At 39.4% G+C, this 17,871-nt stretch carries 16 protein-coding genes and 1 pseudogene; 11 read left to right on the top strand and 6 right to left on the bottom strand.

Going from position 1 to position 17,871, the window contains the following annotated elements:
- Nucleotides 1-9: 9 nt before the first annotated feature.
- Both MSVAZ_RS17500 and MSVAZ_RS17495 read right to left on the bottom strand, forming a co-directional pair.
- Nucleotides 10-621, bottom strand: a complete 612-nt coding sequence (locus MSVAZ_RS17500) for an FmdE family protein (RefSeq protein WP_231592675.1) — start codon at nt 619-621, stop codon at nt 10-12.
- Between the two features lie 728 nt (nt 622-1,349).
- Complete coding sequence (locus MSVAZ_RS17495) at nt 1,350-2,462, bottom strand: iron ABC transporter substrate-binding protein (protein ID WP_048123070.1); 1,113 nt, start codon at nt 2,460-2,462, stop codon at nt 1,350-1,352.
- A 397-nt stretch (nt 2,463-2,859) separates the two neighbouring features.
- On the opposite strand from MSVAZ_RS17495, the gene MSVAZ_RS17490 reads away from it, so the two are divergent.
- The 10 genes and pseudogenes from MSVAZ_RS17490 to MSVAZ_RS17445 all read left to right on the top strand — a co-directional run bounded on the left by MSVAZ_RS17490 (nt 2,860) and on the right by MSVAZ_RS17445 (nt 11,711).
- Nucleotides 2,860-3,627 (top strand): class I SAM-dependent methyltransferase, encoded by a 768-nt coding sequence (locus MSVAZ_RS17490; RefSeq protein WP_048123068.1) that lies wholly within the window; start codon nt 2,860-2,862, stop codon nt 3,625-3,627.
- Nucleotides 3,628-3,655: 28 nt separating this feature from the next.
- Nucleotides 3,656-4,261, top strand: coding sequence for an ABC transporter substrate-binding protein (locus tag MSVAZ_RS17485; protein ID WP_232316147.1), 606 nt, complete (start codon nt 3,656-3,658; stop codon nt 4,259-4,261).
- A 62-nt stretch (nt 4,262-4,323) separates the two neighbouring features.
- Entirely contained in the window at nt 4,324-5,952 is a 1,629-nt protein-coding gene (locus tag MSVAZ_RS17480) for an IS1634 family transposase (RefSeq protein ID WP_048122172.1), read from the top strand.
- Between the two features lie 41 nt (nt 5,953-5,993).
- A pseudogene (locus MSVAZ_RS17475) lies at nt 5,994-7,025 on the top strand (ABC transporter substrate-binding protein); the annotation flags it as partial.
- A gap of 110 nt (nt 7,026-7,135) precedes the next feature.
- A complete protein-coding gene (locus MSVAZ_RS17470) occupies nt 7,136-8,077 on the top strand; it encodes an ABC transporter permease (protein WP_048123066.1) in 942 nt (313 codons plus the stop codon).
- A gap of 4 nt (nt 8,078-8,081) precedes the next feature.
- Nucleotides 8,082-8,984: an ABC transporter permease gene (locus MSVAZ_RS17465; protein WP_048123064.1), complete on the top strand. Its 903-nt coding sequence runs from the start codon at nt 8,082-8,084 to the stop codon at nt 8,982-8,984.
- Nucleotides 8,981-9,922, top strand: coding sequence for an ABC transporter ATP-binding protein (locus MSVAZ_RS17460; RefSeq protein WP_048123062.1), 942 nt, complete (start codon nt 8,981-8,983; stop codon nt 9,920-9,922). Before MSVAZ_RS17465 ends, MSVAZ_RS17460 begins: the two co-directional genes overlap by 4 nt.
- On the top strand, nt 9,898-10,605 hold the full coding sequence (locus tag MSVAZ_RS17455; protein WP_052725596.1) for an ABC transporter ATP-binding protein: 708 nt from the start codon (nt 9,898-9,900) through the stop codon (nt 10,603-10,605). The genes MSVAZ_RS17460 and MSVAZ_RS17455 overlap by 25 nt, the downstream gene beginning before the upstream one ends.
- On the top strand, nt 10,602-11,363 hold the full coding sequence (locus tag MSVAZ_RS17450) for a class I SAM-dependent methyltransferase (protein WP_048123061.1): 762 nt from the start codon (nt 10,602-10,604) through the stop codon (nt 11,361-11,363). The genes MSVAZ_RS17455 and MSVAZ_RS17450 overlap by 4 nt, the downstream gene beginning before the upstream one ends.
- Nucleotides 11,364-11,471: 108 nt before the next feature.
- Nucleotides 11,472-11,711 (top strand): MTH865 family protein, encoded by a 240-nt coding sequence (locus MSVAZ_RS17445; protein WP_048123058.1) that lies wholly within the window; start codon nt 11,472-11,474, stop codon nt 11,709-11,711.
- Nucleotides 11,712-12,234: 523 nt separating this feature from the next.
- Here the strand turns inward: MSVAZ_RS17445 and MSVAZ_RS17440 are convergent.
- Nucleotides 12,235-12,639 (bottom strand): hypothetical protein, encoded by a 405-nt coding sequence (locus MSVAZ_RS17440; protein WP_048123056.1) that lies wholly within the window; start codon nt 12,637-12,639, stop codon nt 12,235-12,237.
- 821 nt (nt 12,640-13,460) lie between these two features.
- Between MSVAZ_RS17440 and MSVAZ_RS20670 the strand changes: the two genes are divergently transcribed.
- A complete protein-coding gene (locus MSVAZ_RS20670) occupies nt 13,461-13,613 on the top strand; it encodes a hypothetical protein (RefSeq protein ID WP_157206131.1) in 153 nt (50 codons plus the stop codon).
- 1,010 nt (nt 13,614-14,623) lie between these two features.
- Here the strand turns inward: MSVAZ_RS20670 and MSVAZ_RS17435 are convergent.
- The 3 genes from MSVAZ_RS17435 to MSVAZ_RS17425 form a co-directional block, all read right to left on the bottom strand.
- On the bottom strand, nt 14,624-14,899 hold the full coding sequence (locus tag MSVAZ_RS17435; protein ID WP_048123054.1) for a hypothetical protein: 276 nt from the start codon (nt 14,897-14,899) through the stop codon (nt 14,624-14,626).
- Nucleotides 14,900-15,724: 825 nt separating this feature from the next.
- Nucleotides 15,725-16,438 (bottom strand): type IV pilin, encoded by a 714-nt coding sequence (locus tag MSVAZ_RS17430; RefSeq protein WP_052725594.1) that lies wholly within the window; start codon nt 16,436-16,438, stop codon nt 15,725-15,727.
- 71 nt (nt 16,439-16,509) lie between these two features.
- On the bottom strand, nt 16,510-17,367 hold the full coding sequence (locus MSVAZ_RS17425) for a DUF5803 family protein (protein ID WP_231592674.1): 858 nt from the start codon (nt 17,365-17,367) through the stop codon (nt 16,510-16,512).
- Nucleotides 17,368-17,871: the final 504 nt, after the last annotated feature.

The raw sequence follows: 17,871 nt of genomic DNA, 5'->3' as shown, positions 1-17,871 counted from the left end.
CTCTCAACGTTATTCTGTGCAACCGCCGCACAGCAGCTCGTTATCATGTTGAATGAACATTTCACCGCAATTTTTACAGCACTGTATCCTCTTTTTCATTCGAACCGGAACTTCAAGGTCCACAAATTTCCAGGAATACACTTTTTCTCCTGCAGCCAGGAGGATTGGTAAAACCTCCGTATGAGGAAGTTTTTCGGTGTTCAGGAACCAGGCGTGAAGTTTGGGATAATCCTTTGTTTTCTCAGGGTCGAGGAGGATTCGTATCCCTTTTATGCTGTTAGCTCCTTCAGGCGCCTGTTTGTTTACCGTGACCGCCATCTTCCCAAAGTTCATGATCTTCAACCCATTGTTTCCGATGGTAGCTCCGGCAAGGATCTGGAATGGGTCAGGCATACAGCTTTTTGTTTCGCAGGTCACGTATATGCGTTCCCCGTCCCGGACATCGAGCTCCCGTCTTGCGATATTGAGCATCTGGATGCCGATTAATGCCCCAGAGGTCAGGAAGCCGTGAAAGGGGACTACTTTTTCGATCTGTGAAAGTAGTTCTGGATCCTTTACTTGCTTCAGAATCGTCTCCATCTGGTGTTTTTCTTCATCTGAATTTTTGTGCAATTTGTACACCACCGTGGGTTTCACCGTTATGTTTAAATAAACATAACGCTAAAGATGTCAAGTATTAAAAGGATGAATTTAAGACAGTCAGGTTATCTGGCGGAATTATTTTATCAGGACTTACGCGGTTTAAATGTGGATAGCGTTAACTTTAAACTGTCTAACTTTCATATAATTATGAGTTTTGTTGTGTGTGACTTCTGCTTGCAGGTGCACAAGTCCTAATTCTTTAAATTCCAATATAACGCAGAAGGATACAGCGTATTTATAGGTAACTTTTTATAAGTAACTTTTTTACAGGAACTTACTTATTTTTTATGTTATACCGGGGCGAAATTCCAATATAAGGGAGAGAACCCTAATATTGGCCGGCCACAGAAAAAAACACCAGCCAAAGCTATGCAGCTTCCAGATATGTAAAGCTCAACATATCTATAAATACGGAAGACAGGACTTTCGCGCTCAATATATATAAACATATATTTTATAAAATTATCGATGAAAATAGGAATCTCCTGTTAAAAAAAAGACAATATAGATAAATTCTTTTTTTAAAGTTTAGAAAATACGTGCTCGATATACATTATGTTTTAAAGAGTACATATTTAAAGCAGATATGGGACAGAGGCAAATAATTAATAAGAGGAAAACGAGGGCAAAAATCGAAATTTGTCCGCGTTGCCCCACTAAAAAATGTAAATTTCATGCAATTACTGGAGAGGAATTTTCACCCATGTTCAGGTTTTAGTTGCAGGGTTAAGGAGCGTGTTAAGTTCTTCATCCTTAAGGTCATAGTGGAAGAATTCCGAGTAGAACTTGCGGGTCAGTTCGGAGAGGTCCATATCTGCGAAAAGATCAGGATACAGCATTTTTGCAGTCCAGGCAGTTCCCAGGATAAGGTGAGGGCCCTGAGGTCTGTCAATCCAGCAGAAAGGATTCTGAGGAGCGAGATATATCCTTTTGTTCTGGACAGCATCCACGCTTTTCCAGAGAGTGTCTGAATATACGCTTGCATAGAACTGTGGATTGGAAGTGATAATTATCTGGGGGTTCCAGTTCATGACCTGTTCTATTGAGACCTGGGTCATGCCGCTTACAGGCGTGAGAGGACAGTCGGCAACGTTGATACCTCCGCAGATATCAATTACCTGGGAATGTTGCGATCCCGAAGGGTCGGTCATCAGGCCTTCAGGGCCTTCGGCATAGTAAACCCGTACTTTTTCATTTTCGGGTATGTCTTTTACAGTACTGTTGATTTCATTAAGAATTGAACTGCGGAGTTCAATCAGTTTTTTTGCCTGGGCTTCGCAATTAAGCAGCTTGCCCACATATTCGATAGTAGGATCGGATTGTGTCACAAAAAGAATAGAATCATTAATAGCCACCACCGGAATGCTGCCGAGATTTTCCTGCCTGCGTTCTATAGCTTCATTAGTTTCTCCATTTGTGGCTGTGCTTTCAATAACAATGTCTGGATGCATATCAATTATAGTTTCATAATTTCCGGTCTTGCTTCCTAACCAGTTTCCTATTACAGGTAGATTTGAGTAATTTTCATCCATGAAGGGTTGGGTGAAATTTTGTTTGGAGTTCCAGCCTGCAAGTTTGTCCGGCGCAAGCATATACACAAGGATGGCGGAAGGCGAAGAAGTACCTATAACCGAGGATATTTCCGCAGGCACAGTTAACTGTCTTCCCATCATATCGGTGATTTGCACTGTACTTGAATTCTGAAGCTCAGTGCTTGAGGTTGGGACCGCCTGTTGATTCGTATTTTCTACACATCCAGAGAGCATAACAATTGGAAGCAGAAGGGGGAGAAGCAATATATTATATATTTTTTGATTCATAGAAACGCCTGGCACACTTTTTAATATTTGGTTGTTATGTTCTTACAAACATAATGCATATAGAGGTTTTATCCCGTAAAAATACACAGTTGCAGGATAAGTATAATTAATAATTGCAGAACGCTTGTGGTCTTATTCTAATTTTGAACTAAAAAATATCTACGGAAAGGGGTTACCTATTTCCTAGTATATCTATATATAATTTTCTATTTACTCCATCTCTTCCCCTGGGCTTCAGTTAAGAAGATTGCTGTTAAGTAAAAAATAAACAAAAATATATTCTTTTTTGTATTCTTTTAAACTCCAACTATACTTAATGTTATTAAAAAATCTCTTTATTACAAATAGTGTTACAAAATAGAAAATTATTAATCATAAGATAATTAAGTACCTGTTAATGTCTTCTTCAGAAATCCAGATAAAAGAGATGGTAGCCTATAAATGGGACCTTGCATCCGGGACTTTTGATACTCATGCAGGACATGGGATACAGAGTCAAAAAGAAAGAGACGCCTGGAAGCGTGCTTTCTTGAAGGTTTTTCCGGAAAAAAGTTTGAAAATTCTTGACGTTGGCTGCGGGACAGGAGAATTAAGCTTACTGTTTGCTGAAATGGGGCATGAGGTTACAGGAATTGACATTTCCGGACAAATGCTGAAAATCGCAAAAGCAAAGGCTGAGTCCTGCGGAACTGAAATAATTTTTAGGGAGGGAGATGCAGAAAACCCTCCTTTTGATACATCTTCTTTTGATATTGTGTTCAGCCGTCATCTTCTCTGGACACTCCCTAATCCAAAAACAGCCGTGGAGAACTGGAATAAGCTCCTGCGAAAAAATGGAAAAGTTGTGATTATCGATGGAGTATGGGACAGCGGGACTCTGGAGTCCAGGATTCGAAGAAACGCAGGTGTTCTTTTGACACTGCTCCTTGAAAGAAAAGACCCCCGAAAAGGACACTCTGACTATTCAGATGAACTCAAAGCCCGGCTCCCGCATTCCGGAGGAGCTCCGCTTGAAAAAGTAAAGGAGTATCTGTCTAATTCGGGCTTTGAAAATATCCAGGTCTTTGACCTGAAAGAAGTAAAAGCGGCCCAGAAAGAGAAGATGCCGTTAGGTGAACGGGTTGTACGCAGTTATCAGTACTATCTCATCTGCGGCCGAAAATAAAATTCATTAAAAAAGATGGTGTTCCAAAATGAAAAATAAAAACTCCCCCTTGATTATATTATTAATTTTCCTACTAACCTGCGCCATCCTGACGACTTCCGGGTGCAGCAGTACAGAAGAAAGTGGAGCAAAAGACGCAGTCTCCGGGACGGAGGTTAACTCAGGATCAGATAATGCTTTCCAATCAGCAGGAGATTCTGAAAATAATACACTTGTACTTGGTGAGATGTGGAATATCGAATCGATTGATCCAATTAATGGGGATGGTACCCTTATCTGCGAGAAAGCTGCAATAACCGAAACTCTTGTTGGTGCCAATGAAAATTTCTCGCTCAAGCCCGGGCTTGCAACTTCCTGGGAACAACTTGATGAAAATACCTGGGAATTTAAGCTAAGAGATAATGTTACCTTCCATGACGGAAGTAAAATGACTGCAAAAGACGTAAATTTCACTCTGGAAAAAGTCATTTCAGAAAATGCGAAAGTTGCTTCCATGCTAAAAATAGATTCTATAGAAATAGTTGACAACTATACTCTTAAAATCAAAACCAAAGAAATCAACCCTATCCTTCCTGGAGTTCTCCATTATCCTGATACTGCTATAATAAGTCCCTCTTCTTATAATGAAACCTAGATTCGGCAGGTAAACATATAAGTTAATATAATTAATTTTCATATTTCTTTTCTTGATCTTCCATGGCAGATAAAAACAACAGTAGAAGAGTTGAATCCTCAATAAAACGTACAAGCTTCTTAGGTCACCTTGGTCTTATTGCTGGAGTTTTCCAAGAGCTTGAAGTTGACAAATTGATCGATGAGAAACTTCCTAAAGAACGAGATCACAAGGTTCCTCACTCCGTCTGTATCCTTGCCATGGTACTCAATGGTCTTGGTTTCATAGGGCAACGTCTGTACCTTTTTCCTGATTATTTCAGGACTATTTCTATAGGAAGACTTTTTGGAGACAGCGTCACACGAGAAGACCTGAATCAATATGCTATTGGAGAAACTCTTGACAGAATCGTAAAGTATGGTCCTACAAAACTGTTTACTGAAATCACTCTTCACATTATGAATCGTCTACCTATTCCTGTCCATTGTTTACACGCTGACACTACAAGTGTCAGCGTTTATGGGGATTATGAAGACGAAGAAACTGAGTATATTGATATTACTTTTGGAATACCCAAAAACGGAAGATGGGACCTCAAACAATTTGTTTTGAGCTTGATTGTTAATCAGCATGGAATACCACTTTTCATGAACACCCATTCAGGGAATGCTTCAGACAAAAGCACAATTCTGGAAGCAATCAAGTCTCTCAAATCAGCTTTAAGACCTGAAAGCAAAGTGTACTATGTAGCTGATAGTTCTTTTTACACTGATAATAATATCAAGAACATAGGAAAGTCATTCTGGATCAGTCGTGTTCCTGCAACAATTACTGAGGCAAAGGAACTGCTAAATGCAAATCTAAACCTGAAAACGTTGAAAAGCGACGAAAGATACTCATTTTATCAAACCTTTGTGGATTATGGTGGAGTTAAACAAAAGTGGGTTTTGTTACTCTCTCATAAAATGAAAGAAAAAAAAGAGGTAACTCTCAGAAGGAAGCTTGAAAAAGAGCTTGAAAAAGCAGAAAAGTCGCTTAAAAAACTGGCAGGAGATGACTTTTTCTGTGAAGAAGATGCATTAAAAGCAGCAGAAAAATGGATTGCAGATTTCCCTTCCGTTCTTTTTGAAAAAGTAGATTTGAAAACCATTAAAAAACGCGAAGCAGGTAAAAAAGGCAGACCTTTAAAAAATGAAAAATTAAAGACATATTATAAGATTGATGGGGTTATAAAGGTTAATGATGCTTTTGTTTTAAAAGAAATGGAAAAAATGGGACTTTTCATTCTTGCAAGTAATGATATCAGTCTTTCTCCTGAAGAGATGCTGAAGTATTACAAAGGACAGGATAAAGTAGAAAAAGGATTCAGATTTTTGAAAAGTGATGCCTTTAGCATATCGAAGGTTTATCTCAAGAATAAATCAAGAATTGAAGCGTTGACAATGATAATGGTTCTCTGCTTAATGATTTATTCTATTGCAGAATGGAAATTAAGGACAAAGTTAGAAGAAGAAAATGAAACGGTTCCAGATCAAAAAGGGAAACCAACAAAAAGACCAACAATGAGATGGATATTTTTCAAGTTTCAGGGAATTACAGAACTTATAACGCAGAAAAAAGGGAAAACAAAGTCAGAAATACTGAATATGGAAGAAATTCACTGGAAAATATTGAGTCTCATGGGAGAGAAATATGAAAATATATATCTATAGTTGCGTTAACCTGCCGAATCTAGGATGAAAAAGGAGAATTTGTAAAACCTGTTGGGACGGGCCCGTATAAATTCGAATCCTTTGACGAACAGACCAGAGTTCTGACAGTCGTAAAGAATGAAAACTGGTGGGGAGGAGAAGTAGGGCTTGATAAAATGATCCTTAAGGGGATACCTGATCCAAACACAAGGGCAATGGCAATCGAAAATGGAGAAGTTGACTTCACCGTTGATGTACCCTATAGTGAAACTGACAGGATTAACGCCATAGACGGCATTAACGTAGAGAAGTACAAAACTCCCAGAGTCTACAAACTTGACCTTAATCTAAAGCATGAGCCCCTTGAAGATGTCAGAGTAAGGCAGGCTATGTCCTATGCCATAAACAGGTCTGATATCGCAGAAAATGTGCTATACAATGTAGGAGAAGCTGCTGCAGGTCCTTTCCTGCCCACAATGGTCTGGGCAAACAAGAGCCTGAAGCCCTACAGCCAGGACCTTGAGAAAGCTGATGAACTCCTGACAGCTGCGGGCTGGGTTGACACTGATGGGGACGGAATAAGGGATAAGGACGGAAAACCCCTCAAGCTCAACCTTATGACTTATGCTGCAAGGCCTGGTCTCCCTCCAATGGCTGAAGCTATGGCTGCCCAGTTAAAGGAGGCAGGAATAGGCATAGAGACAGAAGTTATGGAAATGGGGTCAATAGATGACAGAAGAGAAAAAGGAGACTGGGACATCTACCTTGCAGCTTACAATATCGCAATGGTTCCTGATCCGGAATATATTCTTACGAACTGGTATATGACAAATGGCACTGATAATGGACCTGGATATTCCAATTCGAAAGTAGATGCTTTGATAACGGAAGCCAGAAAAATCACGGATCTGAATGAACGCTATAAAAAGTTCAATGAGGTAGAATCTATCGTTTATGATGAACAGCCCATGATCATAGTGGCTTACTACGGCTGTGCAATCGTGAAAAAAGATTATGTAAAAGGATATGTTTTCGACCCGACAGCCCATGACTACCGGATAAATGCGGACATGTATCTGGAAAATAAAAGCTGAAGGGATTTTCAGGGAAGGGTCTGAATTTTTCAGACTCTAACCTGGGTCCATATTCACTCAAAGTAGTACGGATAGATAGGCTTTCTTTCTGTCCGGGTTGAGGCGAAAACATGAAATATTTCATAAAAAGGGCAGGTTTCATGGCACTTACGCTTTTTGCAGTTTGTGCTTTGACTTTTTTCCTTATGAACGTAATTCCGGGAGGCACGGCTAATTTAGTCCTCAAGCACACATTTGTGGGCCTGGAAGAAAGCGTTACCGAAGAACAGCTTAACCAGATTTCAGATAGATATGACCTGGATGACCCTCTTTACCTGCAATTTTTCAGGTGGATTAAAGAAGCAGTATTTAAAGGGGACATCGGAACTTCCTATGTTTTCAAAAAGCCAGTCCTTTATCTTCTGGCTTTACGCCTCCCAGCAACTATCCAGCTCGCATTGGTGAGTATGTTAATTGCAATACTTGCGGGAGTAAGCCTGGGAATTTACTCAGCCCTACGGGAAAACAAGATTTCGGATCACATTCTCAGGATCGTGACTCTCTTTGGAGTTTCAATGCCCGGTTTCTGGGTAGCCCTGCTTCTTATCCTGATATTTTCCCTGAAGCTGAAACTCGTGCCTGTGACGGGTTACGGGAGCCTGGAAAATCTGTTTTTGCCCGCCGCAGCCCTTTCTCTTCATTCCATTGCTGCGGTTATGAGAGTTACGAGGACAAGCATGCTTGAGACCCTGGGACAGGAATACATCAGGTTTGCAAAAGCCAAAGGACTTCCTTTATGGAAAATCGTAAGCAGGCATGCCCTTAAAAATGCAATGCTACCTGTTATCACAGTTATTGGTTTTCAGATGGGAAGCTTGCTTGGAGGGGCTGTTGTGATTGAAAAGATCTTTGCCTGGCCAGGGATAGGAAGCCTGCTCGTGGACTCAATTTCTGCCAGGGATTTGCCTGTAGTCCAGGGCTGTGTGCTTGCGATCGTTACGATGTTCCTCTTTGTGCATTTCCTTGTGGATATGCTCTATACGCATCTGGACCCACGGATAAGGTACGGCTGATATTATGGACAATGTATTTGCTAATAAGTTAAGAAAAAAGAGTTTCTCACTTCCGGAAGCTTACGGAAGTCAATTTGTAAAAAGAATTTTTCAAAGGAAAGATATGCTTTTTGCACTGGCAGTCCTTTTGCTTTTTGCCGTGCTTGCCATTTTTGCTCCACTGCTTTCCCCTTACGACCCCAATGCAATTGACCTGAAAAATAAGAATCTGAGTCCGTCAGAGGAGCATATCCTGGGTACGGATTACCTCGGAAGGGACCTCCTGAGCCGAATCCTTATAGGGGCCCGGACTTCCCTTTCAATTGCAGCAGGAGTAGTTCTGATTTCCCTGTTTCTGGGAACTGCGGCGGGCTGTGCAGCAGGTTATTATGGGGGCCTTGTGGATGAAAGCATCTCCAGGGTTATAGATATCTTCCTTTCTTTTCCTTCGGTTATCTTTGCCCTCACTATTATGGGGGCACTCGGGGCCGGGGTTTTCAACCTGATGCTTGCCCTCTCGATAGTCCACTGGGCAAAGTACGCCAGGATGATGCGGGGGCAGGTCCTTTCAATCAAAAAACAGGAATTTGTCCTTTCTGCCATAACGGGTGGGGCCGGAGATTTTTACATAATACGCAAGCATATTGTGCCCAATGCCATAGCCACTCTCCTCGTGCTGGCTACAATAGATTTCGGACACGTAATTCTCTCTATTGCCACATTGAGTTTTCTCGGAATAGGGCTGCCTGCCGATGTGCCTGAATGGGGGGCAATGCTTTCCGCAGGAAAGGAATTCATGAGGACAGCTCCTTACCAGACGATCTTTCCAGGGCTTGCCATAACTTCCATTGTGATTATCTTCAGTATCCTTGGAGACGGTATGAGGGATATCCTTGACCCAAATCACGAAGGAGGCGAAATCGATTGAGTCTGCTTGAAATAAGAGACCTTTCGGTTGAGTTTCCTGCAGGTGAGAATACTGTAAAAGCAGTTTCTCACGTCTTCTTTGAGATCAGGGAAGGAGAAACTTTCGGGATAATCGGGGAAAGCGGGTCAGGAAAATCTGTTATCGGCCTTTCCCTGCTGAGGCTTCTTCCGACAAATGCGAATGTTTCAGGAACGGTGTTTTTTCGTGGGCAGGACCTTTTTTCCCTTAAACTTTCAGAGCTCCGGAAAATCCGGGGAAAACGCATTTCTCTCATGCCCCAGAACCCTGCCGGAGCCCTGAACCCTGTTCTTAAAAACCGGCTTCAGATAGAGGAAGTTTTCGAAGAAAGAGGGGTTGACAAAAAGGAGGGGATGAAAAAATCGCTGAGGCTTATGAAAAAACTCCTTTTGAAATACCCCGAAAAACTCTGTGACCTCTATCCGCACCAGTTGTCTGGAGGCATGAGGCAGAGGTTGATCGCTTGCATGTCTCTTTCTTTTGAGCCCGAGCTTGTGATTGCGGATGAACCTACAAAAGGGCTGGACCCCGAAGCAAAGGAAGGGGCAGTGGAGCTTTTTACTAAAATAAAAAAAGAATATGGGAAGACAATGCTCCTGATCACTCATGACCTTGATCTGGCTCTTGAGGTTTGCGACAGAATAGCCGTGATGTATGCAGGAGAGATTGTGGAACTGGATGAGGCTTCAAAAGTTTTGAACACACCCCTGCATCCTTATACAAAAGGGCTTATCCGGGCTCAACCCAGAAACGGGCTTGTTCCCCTGAGCGGGCAGAGCCCAAGCAGGATATGCCTTCCTGATGGCTGTCTTTTCCATGAGAGGTGCAGGTACTCGAGTATTGAGTGCTTCAGAAAACATCCTGAGATGAAAAACCATAAAGGAGGCTGGATCAGGTGTCACTTCCAGTCCTTTCAGTAAACGAACTGGCAATGAACTTTGGGACTCTGGATGTGTTCACAAACGTCAGTTTTTCAGTATCTCGCGGAGAAACCCTTGGACTTTTCGGAAAAAGCGGTTCAGGAAAGACCACTATCGGCAAATGTATTGTAGGGCTTGAAAGACCCACAGGCGGAGAAATCCGGGTTCAGGGAGCGAATATACTGAATATGGGTAAAAAAGAGTTCAGGAAACTGCGCCCTAAAATCCAGATGATTTTCCAGCATCCTGAGACTTCTCTTGACCCTCGTATGAAAGCTTTTGAGAACCTTATAGAGCCCCTCAAACTTCATTCCGGGCTAAAACAAGATGCTCTCCTGAAGCGGGGAGAGGAACTGGCAGAGCTTACAGGGCTGCGCCCTGAACATCTTGCTCGTTATCCGGTTCAGCTCAGCGGGGGTGAGATCCAGAGGATAGTGCTCGCAAGGATCATGGCTTTATCTCCTGATTTTATCGTTGCTGACGAGCCGACTTCTATGCTTGATGTTTCAGTGCAGGCACAGATCCTGCGCCTTATGCAGAAGCTTCAGAGGGAGACAGGCGTTTCCTACTTGCTGATCTCCCATGACCTTGAAGTGTTAAGGAAGGTTTGCCACAGGATTGCCTATCTCGATAACGGAACCATCACCTCAATTGAAAATATAAAGAGAGTTGTTAATATATGACCATTCAGGAAAACCAGATCAAACAGAATATTGCCCGCATATGGGACGTTTCGTCCGAGACCTATGACAGCCATGAAGGGCATGGGATCACGAGTGAAGCCGAAAGAGAAGCCTGGAAAAACGTGTTTAAAAACCTTCTTCCTCCAGGCAGGTTAAAGGTGCTTGACGTAGGTTGCGGGACCTGCGAAATTGGATTGCTGTTTGCTGAAATGGGGCATCACGTTACAGGCCTTGACCTTTCAGAAAAAATGCTTGCAAAAGCCAGGGAAAAAGCTTCCCGAAGAGGGTTTAATAGTGTCTTCAAAAAAGGGGATGCTGAAGCTCCTCCTTTTGAGGCAGGTTCATTTGATGTAGTTGTCAACCGCCATCTCCTCTGGACCCTTCCTCACCCTGATACTGCGGTCCAGAACTGGAAAAAGGTGCTTGTGGAAGGAGGAAAGCTTATTGTTATTGATGGAGTCTGGAATGATGGTTCAATAGAAACAAACGCAAGGAGGCTTGTAAGTGATTTCTGCACTTTGCTTGTTGAAAGAAGGAATCCCAGAAAAGGGCATTACTCCAGAGAGATAGACAGTGAACTTCCAAACAGGCATGGAGTTTCTCCTGAAAAAATGCTTGAATACTTCAGAGCTGTGGGATTCAATAATATAAAAGACATCGACCTGAAAGATATTATGGACCTTCAGAAAGAGGACATGCCGTTCAGGAAACGGATAGCTTATAATTACAAGTACCACTTAATCTATGGGGAAAAGTGAACCTGAAGGAAATGTGGAAATAAAATGAAAACAGGATTTATGGGCAGGAGTCAATACTTATAGGCTCTTTAAAGTGAGAACTAAAGAGAACCGTATCGGAGGGAAAAGATGGGCGTAAAGGAAGAGGTTTACGAACAGATCATTGAAATTCTTAAAGATGCAAAATTTCCCATAAACACAATGGACGAGTTGATTGCTGCCTTGCCTGAAGGGCTTGACACCACAGGCAGAATCGGTGATGTTGAGGTTACTGCAAGAGAGGCGGAAGGCCTGATTACTGAAAAGGATTTTCCGTTCAAAGATGCAAAACATGTGGCAGATCTGCTGATCGAAAGAGCCGGGCTTTGACCTGACTTCTTTAGGTCCAAATAGGCAAAAATCGATAATGAGAATAAACTCTATAGAAATAAGCTCCTGTCTTCCAAATCCAAAACGAACGATAGACCCAAAATACAACTCCAATAATATGTGTGTAACGGGAATATGGTGGATGTGCGTAGCAGGAATATGATGAGAAATTGTGAATATATTTATAATAAAAGAGCTTATATTTAGGCAGGAATACGCACCTGAACTGAAAAATCAATAGCATGAAGCATTGAAATGCCTGAATATAAATATTCCTGACAGATCAATACATGCTTTTATTTGTCCCTCAAGTGCGTAAATCCTGGTAGGAAATTACCTGGCAGTGTCGCAAGTTTGCTGTAAATTCAACTTAAGTTTTTGTACGCTATGGATGAAATTTATCTGCACATATCGAATCTTCTATCCAACAACATCCAAAAACTTATGATTTTACAGAAAATTGGCGCACTGTCTTTTATAGCCACCTTTTATATTTTTATTTTATAGCCGGTTCTCACTGCCTTTATTTCTTGTATTTTTGTTCCAGAACTTTATAGTTCTTTACACAGGTGTTGTATTTGGTTTCCCATGTTTTATATTTGCTCAGACATTTGTTATATTTGGTTAAAAAGTTGTTGTAATTTTTGAGCCAGTTCTGGTATTCTTTGTCAGTTTTATTTTTCGTGCTCAGTTTCTTCTTCTGTGCTTCCAATGTCTTTTTTTCTTTTTCTAATGTAGCCTTCTCTTTTAATATTACTATTTTTTCTTTTTCCAATTTAGTCTTCTCTGCATCTAACTTTGCCTTCTCTACTTTATATGTATCATTTGACCCTGCACTTACTGATGCAACTGTCAATGACATTACAAAAAAGACAAGTGTAAACATACACATGAGCTTTTTTATTCCGTCAAATGTTTTTATTCCCATAATACGAATCCTCTTTTTGTTTTAATTCAATAATTTATATATTTTGATTTATTTTTAATACGTTTTAATATGATTTTTAATATAATTTTCAATATACTTTGATACAATTTTGTTTTTTCCTACGGAACTCATGCATATGAGGTTCAAAATAAAGCGCGAATAAATCTGTCAGATGTACTTTATTATGAATGACAGAAGATTCCTGCTATTGTTTTCTCAGTTCAATAGCATAAGTCCTATCGTTTTATTGTCTTCTTATTTCCTGCCAACCATCAACGGTTGACATGTCTTGAATTAGCTGGGAAAAATATAAAAATACTTACATATTCCAAGATATTATAATACTTATATTTATAAAAGAAGCTTTATAAGGCATTTAATTTGAAATATAACCTTTAATTTCAGGATTGATTCATATTAGAATCCTTAAAACTCGTGTAATTTAAAAAACAGAGAATTTTTCCGGGAACCGGTAGCTTTCAACTACCAGTATTATTTGATCTGCGGAAAGAGTCTTCGGTAATGGAAATTACTCAAAATTAAAAAGAAATCCATGCGTCTTCGGTTAAGTAAGAAATCGTGATAAATTGAGTCTATTTCCTCAACATTTGGCAAATATTTAAATAAATTGTGATATGGGACAGGGTATTGATTTCATGTAAACAGGCCAAAATTGAAAGCTGGTTTCTAATGCAAAATCGATAGCTTTCTGGAAAGAAAATTCCTTAACCGAAGACGTATGAAAAGAAATCTCTTTGGCTCTTCGTTGTTTTGTGTGGATATCCTTGTAATGTCTTCATAAAAACCAATGCGATCTCGAATTGAAAATCGTCTTATCCACAGGGAATGACGAAGAGCCATCTCCAGTTTTAGCTTTCATAATGTTCTACAGTAGCTCTTTGTTCAGCAATAACCTTGCTGCTTTTAGTGTCAATGACCTTAAGAATAATGTTGGAACCGACCTTAAGCCATAATTACCTGAGGTATCACTTTTCCCGTTGCCTCTTTACTTTAACACTGGAAACAATAGATCCTTCAGGGCTGTCCTGCCCTTAGAGAACAAGCCTTGCCCCTACATTCCATGAGCCGTTGCCATCAACTGATTTTCGTATATGCCTTCAAAAAACAACATTTTTTCCTGTTATCGTTTTTGGGAAATGGTTCGTATATTTGCAGTTATTATCTCAACCGAAGATTAGGAAAATGGCCTGCTGGAAGTTTTCAATAAAGGCAAAAGGCCAAAACTTTGAAGAATTTCAACAATAAGCGTTTGAGTAACTAGTATATCGATTCTCAAATAAGTACATAATAAGGAAATAATTACAGCTCACGACTCAAATATTATTTTCAAGTCACATGGAATTCTTTAACACGGAAAACACAGCCGGTCGCAGAGCGATTCTATCTGGATATTACAACCACGGAAAACACGGAAAGCACGGAAGAAACACGCCTTTACTACTGATTTCTGTGTTTTCTGTGCTTTCAGTGGTTTTCAAAAAATTCATTCCTGACATACTTTGGAATCAATGCACTAGGGCAGTTATGTTTCAGATCAGGAAAATAGTATGAAACTTTACTGATTTTTGAGAGTAAAATTGGTTTTGGGTTGAGCTCATAATTAGTTTTGCAGGTATCAAAGAATGAAGGAAGCAAGATCGAAAAGTAGAAAAATAGCAATATTTTAAGTTAAAATATTGCTGTCTGGCAAAGGTTTTGTGCTTTTGATTTGAGGGTAAAATCAAATGCGATCTTTAGTTTAATAACACTTAATTAGAGAACTGATGTTTCAATGCTTTGATGTTTCAATGCTTTTTGGTTTATTAGTTATATTGCCGTTTATTCAAGAATTAGACATGGCTTATAGAACCCTTATAGAACCTAAAAAATGGTTCTTAAGTCCTATAAGCCATATCCGAAATTTACCATATATTTTTAGGTAAAGAATGTATCAAGTTTTTATCGATTTTGTAACTCAAGACAGTTATAGCCTGGTCTTTGTTACAGGCTTGGTTACTGGTTTCTGGACTGGTGTAACTACCTTCTTGGTTACTGGTTTCTGGACTGGTGTAACTACTTTCTTAGTTACTGGTTTCTGGACTGGTTTGATTACTTTCTTGATAACTTGTTTGTTATGATCTTCATGCACTACACAATTTCCATTGTTATTTTCACTTGCACTTACTGCTCCAGCTGTTACTGTAGCCAGAAAACAGACTGCAAGTAGAATTGCTAATGCCTTTTTCATTTTTTGTAACATTTTTTAGCCTCTATAAATTTCGATAAATTTCCATTTTTCAGCTGGTTGTTTATATATTCTATATAAACGGCTGTAGTTTTATCGAAATTTTTTGTTGATCAGTTTGGAACTATGCAGTTGAAGCGATAGAGTAAATACAGCCACCAATAATTCTTTTTAGTTCAATTGCATAAGTTCTATTTTGACCAACATAGTGCCGTTGACTCTGTGTCAACAGCTTCTAAATAGGCTAAATAAAATATAACCATACTTGTGTATGTAAAGCTTTATAGAAATCGTATTTTTAAACACACTTTATTTGATATTTAATCTCAAAAAAATATACTAATTATGTGTTTAATACTTATTAGAAGCCATAAGGGAGTTATATATTAAAAACAATTATGTTTAGCTTTCATTTTTCAATTTATAAAATTTAGCCCATATATTCCCTGAATATTTCTATTATTAACTATTGTTCTTTCTCTTTAATTATAATTTTATTGTTTATCTTGAAAATAAATGTTTATAATAAATTATTTAATGAAAATCTCTTACATTTACCTATTAAATCAAATTATAAGCTGTTATCTATATTTTTACCTTTAAATTTGTCTTTTTAATCCTTTATTCTCCTTTTTAAGTTAAAAACAAGTGTTTCCTTGATGCTAAATATCAAGGTTATCGGCAGTAACCCGGAGATTTCTATAACCTATGGAATAATGAATTTCAGAAATGGTTCTCATAAAAGTCAAATCAATCGACTAAAAATCCAATATTCGGTAATGAAAACGACTTAAAATTAAAAAGGGATTTTCTAAAAGAGGAGAACTCTCTCTTTCAATTTTAGCCTTCATAATGTTTTACAATAGCTCTCTGTTCAGCAATGACGTTTTTGCTTTTTGTGTCAATAATCTTAAGGGTAATTTCAGAACCTACTTTGAATCCGTAATTATTGGAGGTGTCACTGTTCTCATTGACACTTACTTTTACAGTGGAAACAGTAGATCCCCCAATGCTGTCCTTTCCATTGAGTACCAGTTTCTCCCCAACACTCCACAAATTATCTTTCAGGATTTCTTTATTCTGAGGTTCATACTTGTGATTTTTTCCTGTCGGGCTAAGGTTCTGGTAAAATACCTCTGCGTTTCCTACAATCTTTGTTCCATTTCCATCAGCAACACCTTGGTAAGAGTTCCCATATCCTGAGATCTTTATGGAAATGGTGTCAACAGGAAGAGAACTGCCTCCTTCATGCAAAAGCACAATTGTGTTATTCTCAAGCGTGGCCCTCTCATTTTCAGGTCCATCATTAAAAAGTCCTCCTTCGCATGATTCAAGTGAAATCCTTGCCATCAGTGGTTGAGTGCTTTCTCCTTCATTGGCAATATTGGAAAAACTGATAACAGCCACACCTGCAAGTGCGACCAGAACAATCAACATAAGAAGAGAACCTATAATAGGAGTTACGGCATCAGATACTGATTCTGATGAAACGAACTCTTTAGCTCGTATTTTTCTCCAGGTTTTCATCAATAAGGAAATACGGCAAACTGTCATAAATAATTTATTAACTTCAAAAAGAGTTATTATTCAGGAATAAAATCTGGAGGAAAAATACCCTCCTATGATTATTTCTTTTTTTGTTGTTTCTTCTCATATTCTTTTTCGAGATCGAGGATTCCTCTAACAGCCTCAAGTTCCCTTTTACTTTTAACATAATGTAAAAGTACAAAGCCAACTCCGCAGAGCAGGGCTATAATTGCGGCTGAGAATAGCAGGGGTGCTGATTGGGTATAGTATTTCACCTGAATGGTCTCTTCTCGGTCTCCCATCTTCGAGGAAATCCACAGGAGCGTTTGCCTTTCTTTTTCATCATAGGTTACACTCAAAGGCTCAGGCCTTGCTATCCCGAATACCCTGTTGCCAGTAACATATCCTTCTGGAAGTACTACACGGATGAATTCGGAATCAGGTTTAACAAATGTAAAACTCTGCTCTCCCGAATTATCAAGCGTATATGCGATAAAACCTGTAACAGGTTCCTTAAACTCCAGGTTTATAACTTTCATACCCTGAGTAACTTCCTGAGTCAGAGTATAATTAATAGCCGAAGTTTCATTTCTGCTGGAAAGTTCTTCAAATGTTTTCGTGTTTGCTGCAGTCTCGTTTGCCGGGCCCACAAGCTGTACGAAATTTTGAATCGGATTCTCCTCGGAACTGCCGCTCAGGATGTCAGGAGGATAGATCTCAAGCTTGCTAGTATTTACTAAAATATAGACAACCTGTACTTTTGTATCGTTTTCCAGCAGGTAGTAGGTAGTGGTATTTGCAAGCGTTTGATTGCTCGATTCATTCTGAAAAATTTCAAATTCATAACTAGATATATTGCCAGGTTTATCTATGACAATTTCCTTTTTTTGCTCCATACAGCCCGATACCAAGACCACCATCAGGGCAAGGAGCATAAACACGATTTTCGTTCTCATTTTCACAGACAAATTCTCCCTTAGCTCGAAGCGGTCTCTTTTCAACCTGCGGCAATTTCCTTCGCTTTCGAGGTAAAGCCTATACAGGGTCTGGAACAGGTTAACATTACCTTATGCTCTCTCTTCTTAATAAACAACACGGATAGGCGTCTCTAAGAAGTATGACATAAAGATCACTTTATCATATAAAAGGAGTAGGCTCGGCAGGTAACAAGTTCAGATACTGAACTTTCCGGAAAAATTCTGTAATTTATTTTGGCATGAAAGTACTTTCAAGTACTTTCATTTTTTGTGCCTGCTATTTGGAAAATTTCATGTGCGTTTTTTATAGGACTTACGAACTTGAAGTTTAAAATCAAGCACTCTGGACATTGTACCTTGTTTAGTGCTTTAGACAATTGAAGGTTTAACGCTATTGATTTCTCAGTTCAACCGCGTAAATCCTAATCTAAAATCCTAATCTAATATTGAATCGTCAACAATTAGAAAGCCTTCTTCAAGCTT

Origin of the sequence: Methanosarcina vacuolata Z-761, from assembly GCF_000969905.1 — an archaeon.
Lineage (GTDB): Archaea > Halobacteriota > Methanosarcinia > Methanosarcinales > Methanosarcinaceae > Methanosarcina > Methanosarcina vacuolata.
Note: the sequence above shows the minus strand (reverse complement) of the source record. Positions and strands in the feature narration are given on the sequence as shown.